This is a genomic window from Caulobacter sp. D5, from assembly GCF_003185805.1.
Classification (GTDB): Bacteria; Pseudomonadota; Alphaproteobacteria; order Caulobacterales; family Caulobacteraceae; genus Caulobacter.
Map to the genome: position 1 here is coordinate 1 of NZ_QHJY01000320.1, position 2,423 is coordinate 2,423.

Consider the following 2,423-nt stretch of genomic DNA (forward strand, 5'->3'; position numbering starts at 1 on the left):
GCGGCGGACGCGGCGCGCGCGGAGCGTCGCCGTCGAACTCGCGACGCGGGCCGCGCGGGGCCGGCGCGGCGGTCGGGGTGATCGAGACGTCTTCGCGCACGGTCGACTGGACCGCCGCGCCGAACTTCACCGCCGCCTCGGCCGAGATCTCGAACTTGGTGTCGTAGTCGAAGATCCGGATCGAGCCGATGTCTTTCTTGGTGATGTGGCCCTGGCGGCAGATCAGCGGGATCAGCCATTTGGGATCGGCGTTGCCGCGACGGCCGACGCTGATGCGGAACCACTCCGAGCCGTCCATGCTGGTGCGCGGTTCGCGCTCGGGACGGTCGCCGAAATCACGCGGGGCGAAGTCGCGGTCGCCGCGGGGCTCGCGCGAACGCGGGCCCGGATCGGCGCCGTGGCGCGGGTCGTCGTAGATTTCTTCCGGGGCCGGCAGCTTGGCGCGGCGGGTGCGGATCAGGGCCGCGGCGATCTCGGTCGGGGTGCGCTTGGCCAGCATGGCTTCGGCCAGGGCCAGGTCTTCCTCGTTCGAGGCCTCGGCGAAGATCGGATCGTCGAGCAGGCGCTCGGTGTCCTTGGCGCGGATCTCGTCGGCGCTCGGGGCGCCGCCCCAGACGCCTTCGACGCCGGCCGCGAACAGCAGCTGTTCGGCCTTGCGACGGCGGGTGTAGGGCACGACGAGCGCCGAGACGCCCTTCTTGCCGGCCCGGCCGGTGCGGCCCGAACGGTGCAGCAGGGTGGCCTTGTTGACCGGCAGTTCGGCGTGGATGACGAGGCCGAGGTCCGGCAGGTCGAGGCCGCGGGCGGCGACGTCGGTGGCGACGCAGACGCGGGCGTGGCCATCGCGCAGGGCTTGCAGGGCGTCGGCGCGTTCACGCTGGCTCAGTTCGCCCGACAGGCCGACGACGTCAAAGCCGCGCTCGCGCAGCTTGCTGTGCAGCGAACGGACGCTTTCGCGGGTGTTGGCGAACACCAGGGCGCCGGGGCTTTCGAAGTAGCGCAGCAGGTTGACGACGGCGTGCTCGGTCTCGTTCGGCGCCACGCGCACGGCGCGGTACTCGATGTCGCGGTGCGGCTCGTTGCGGTCGATGGTGTCGATGCGCAGGGCGTCGGTCTGGTAGTTCTTGGCCAGGGCGATGATGTCGCGCGCCAGGGTGGCCGAGAACAGCAGGGTGCGGCGGTCGGCCGGGGCGGCGTCGAGGATGAACTCGAGGTCCTCGCGGAAGCCCATGTCGAGCATTTCGTCGGCCTCGTCGAGGACGGCGACCTTCAGCTCGGACAGATCCAGGTGGCCGCGCTCGATGTGGTCGCGCAGGCGGCCCGGGGTGCCGACGACGATGTGGGCGCCGAAGTTCAGGGCGCGCTGCTCGCGGCGGGCGTCCATGCCGCCGACGCAGTTGACGACGGTGGCGCCGGCCTGGGCGTAGAGCCACTCCAGTTCGCGATTGACCTGCATGGCCAGTTCGCGGGTCGGGGCGATGACCAGGGCCATCGGCAGGCCGGCCTTGGGCAGGCGCTCGGCGTCGCCCAGCAGGGTCGGGGCGGCGGCCAGGCCGAAGGCCACTGTCTTGCCCGAGCCGGTCTGGGCGCTGACCAGCAGGTCGCGGCCTTCGGCGTCGGCTTCCAGCACGGCGGCCTGGACGGGGGTGGGCTCAGCGTAACCTTGAGCGGCGAGAGCCCGCTCAAGAGCGGGGTGAGAGGCGGGGAAGGGCATGTCGGTCCAGTTCGATTCTGCAGGCGGCGGCACACAAAAACGCCCGCGGCCTGCGCCACGACCAAATTACGACCCCGATGTCCCGGACCCGTCTGATTGGTCACTTGTCATGAAAATAAACTCCTCCGGTCGCCAAAACGAGGCGCTCGGGCGACCGAGGAAGTTTGGAAAGGCGCGTTAAGACGCCAATCTGCCTCGAAAGGCAAGAGCCGGCGGATAATTAGCCCCCACTGCGGCGCTTTGGCCGCAGCGTTTGGTTAAACGAAAACGCCCCGTCCGGATGGTCCGGACGGGGCGTCGTTCAGGCGATGCGCAGCGCGATCAGCTCTTGGGCGGAGCCATGTTCGGCAGCTTGCTCGCCGTGGCCTTGTTGGCTTCGTGCTGGGCGGGCGGCAGCGGGATCAGGCCGCGGCCCTGCAGGTAGCCGCCGCGGCCGGTGGCGGCGTCGGAGACGAACTCGGCCAGGTATTCCTTCAGGCCCGGGGTCACGCCGACCTGGCCCTTCTTGACGTAGATGTAGAGCGAGCGCGACAGCGGGTAGCTGCCGTTGGCGATCGCCTGCGGGGTCGGCTTCACGCCGTTGACCGCCGCCCCCTTGATGACGTTGGCGTTCTCTTCGAGGAACGAGAAGCCGAACACGCCCAGGGCGCCCGGGGTCTTGGTCAGGGTGCCGACGATGGCGTTGTCGTTTTCGCCGGCGTCGATCCAG

Annotated in this window: 2 protein-coding genes; both read right to left on the reverse strand. The window is 70.0% G+C overall.

Annotation, left to right across the window (positions count from 1 at the left end):
* A partial coding sequence (locus tag DMC18_RS19425; protein ID WP_110133223.1) for a DEAD/DEAH box helicase occupies window positions 1-1,714 on the reverse strand: 1,714 nt, incomplete at its 3' end.
* A 321-nt stretch (window positions 1,715-2,035) separates the two neighbouring features.
* Window positions 2,036-2,423, reverse strand: a 388-nt coding sequence (locus DMC18_RS19430) for a PstS family phosphate ABC transporter substrate-binding protein (protein ID WP_199232596.1), incomplete at its 5' end; no start/stop codon positions are given.